2 protein-coding genes are annotated in these 2,592 nt (G+C 48.5%); both read right to left on the bottom strand.

The genetic code is table 11. From position 1 onward, the window contains the following. Window positions 1-57 precede the first annotated feature (57 nt). The gene (gene istB, locus MWU84_RS23715; protein WP_093977252.1) at window positions 58-798 is read right to left on the bottom strand and encodes an IS21-like element helper ATPase IstB; all 741 of its coding nucleotides are present in this window, start codon (window positions 796-798) and stop codon (window positions 58-60) included. A gap of 23 nt (window positions 799-821) precedes the next feature. Continuing rightward, a complete protein-coding gene (gene istA, locus MWU84_RS23710) occupies window positions 822-2,354 on the bottom strand; it encodes an IS21 family transposase (RefSeq protein WP_093980454.1) in 1,533 nt (510 codons plus the stop codon). Window positions 2,355-2,592 lie beyond the last annotated feature (238 nt).

Raw genomic sequence — 2,592 nt, 5'->3', positions numbered from 1 at the left:
TTTTCGGTCAAATTGCGCCACTTTGAAAGATCTTACAATTATAAAAAAAATTTAGGTTTATATACTCTTTAAAGTTCCTTTTCTTAATGATTCACCTTGTAGGTTGATACGATGTGAGGAGTTTACGATCCTATCGAGCAAAGCATCCGCTTGAGTCCCATCCCCACCTATGATTTCGTACCACGCGGATACCGGTATCTGAGTGGATATAATGGTGGAGGCCCTATTATACCTGTCATCGATAATATCCATTAATGCCTCTCTTGCGTGATTATCGAAGGCTTGAAGTCCAAAATCATCAAGAATAAGTAAGTCCGCTTTTAGCAGCTTGGCCAGTTCTTTTAAATAGGTCCCATCTACTTTGCTCAGCTTCAGTTTCTTCAACAGCCGGGCGGTATTTGCATAAACGGTTTTATATTCCATCATGCACGCCTGGTGGCCTAGGGCCTGGGAGAGATAGCTCTTGCCACACCCACAAAGGCCACAGATGATTATATTTTCCTTTCTTTCGATAAAGTCCAGCGTACCCAAACGCAGGAACATATTTTTATCCAGGTCGCGGTCATGGGTATAATTCACATCCGCCAGAGATGCCTGCTGACGAAAGCCAGCTTGTTTTAAAAGCCGACCGATCTTACTGTTCTGCCGGTCTTCCCATTGGTGGTCGATAAGCAGTGCCAGATATTCATCTGCCGTCATATCACTGAGCCGGTTGCTTTTTACGTGCTGAAGGTGCAGCTCGGCCATAGCCCCCAGTCGCATTTGTTTGAGTTTTTCAATAGTTTGATTGTTGTTCATTGTTTTAAATTTAATGGTGAATATTATTTGTATGCGGAGGCTCCTCTTAAATTTCCGTGTTCGGGAATATGAGGTTTATCCTCTTCCAGGTCCTGATAGAACAGGGAGCTTTTATCCAGGTTGTTCTTCAGGATATTCTTGATGCGCCCGTAGGTGGCGGCATCGGCCCGAAGCGCCCGTTTGCAGGCATCGTCCAACCTTTTGGACCCGTAGGCCTTATGGAGCTGGATGACGCCCATGGCCCGTTTATAGCCTATCTCGGGATAATCCCCGGTCTTGAGTATTTCCTCTATACAGCCAAGTACGTGCTTGCCATGGATTCCGGCCTTCTTTTTAAAGAACTCGGGGCTCCAGTCGGAGTAGAACCTATGGGTGCTACTGAGATGGTCCGCATTGGTATTGTAGCTTCCCTTGGAGGGATTGCGATTATGCAGGGCGATACGCTCATGATAAAAATAGACCTCTACCATGCTTGCGGTGTAATGGATAGTGGTCTCCTTTCCTATATAGCGGTATGGGACACTGTAGTAGCTCTTATCCGGGGAGAAGTACACATAGCCCATCTTCTGAACCTTGGCCCTGCGGTAATCCTTAAGCTCATAGGCACTAGTAGGTAAAGGTTTCAGGTACTCCCGTTCCACCATTTGAAAGAGTTCCAGCCGACTGGCCTGTTTTCTTTTGAACAAGAGGTCGTTATAGGACCCCAATAGGCGTCTTATCTCCCGGTTGAGATCCTGCAAAGAGAAGAAGGTCATGTTGCGCAGGGGATAATAGATGCGCTGGTAGGCCAGGTTCACCGCGTTCTCGCACAACGCCTTATCCTGCGGTGAGTACCCACGGGCAGGATTGATCACGCAATTGTAATGATGGGCGAAGTCCTTGAAGCTCCGGTTGATGTCGGCCTCATATCTGCTCGCACGTTTGACGGCCGACTTGAGGTTGTCCGATACGATGGCCTTGGGCACGCCCCCGTAGAACTGCAGTGCGTTGGCACAACATTTGATCAGGTCTTCGCGTTTCTGGCTCCTGCAGGCCTCCACATAGGTGTAATGGCTGTTGGGAAGGATGGCGACGAAGACCTCCACATCGACGATCTCTCCCGAACTACGGTCCACGATCTGGAGTTTCTTACCGGCAAAATCAATGAAAAGCTCATGGCCGGGGTCGTGCTCGAGCTTCATGGAGCCTTTGAGCTTTGCATATTTACGGTGGTAATGTTCCATGAACTGCGTGTAGCCATAAGGGTCGTCCACCTGCTGGACATATTCCTGATAGTGGAAAAGATAGGTGAACCCGGGATGGTCCCTGGCCTTGTTCATCCGCTCGAAATAGCGGGTCAACTGGTCAAAACGCCTATTGTCTATAGTGCTGTGGGAAGTGAAAAGGGCCTCCAGGACGGCGTTATCGCAGGCCAATAGTTCCTTGAGGGTATGGTCACTGGCCTTAAAGGCCTGCATGTAACCGTTCACGGTGTTGCGTGCAATTCCCAGGGTGGCGCTGATCTTGCGGTTGCTAAGGCCGTCCAGGTGCAGTGAGATAATCTGTTTTAAGTCCATAGGATCAAGTGTATTAGCCATATCGCATTGAATTTTAGCGATAAGGTAATTGCTCGATCTTTCAAAGTGGCGCAAAACGAACCGAAATGACTCCTGGATTGGCAGAAGTGGCACAAAACGAACCGAAATCACTGGCGCAAAACGAACCGAAATCCCTCAGGGAAGTGGCGCAGTTTGAACCGAAATCACTGGCGCAATGAAACCGAAAAGCCTGGCGCAATTTGGTCCGAAGTATCCA

The sequence above is a fragment of the Arenibacter sp. F20364 genome, assembly GCF_023015905.1.
Lineage (GTDB): Bacteria > Bacteroidota > Bacteroidia > Flavobacteriales > Flavobacteriaceae > Arenibacter.
Note: the sequence above shows the minus strand (reverse complement) of the source record. Positions and strands in the feature narration are given on the sequence as shown.

Bases quoted from the DNA above. Each gene is read 5' to 3' on its own strand.
- istB (WP_093977252.1), bottom strand. From the start codon at position 798: ATGAACAACAATCAAACTATTGAAAAACTCAAACAAATGCGACTGGGG.
- istA (WP_093980454.1), bottom strand. From the start codon at position 2,354: ATGGACTTAAAACAGATTATCTCACTGCACCTGGACGGCCTTAGCAAC.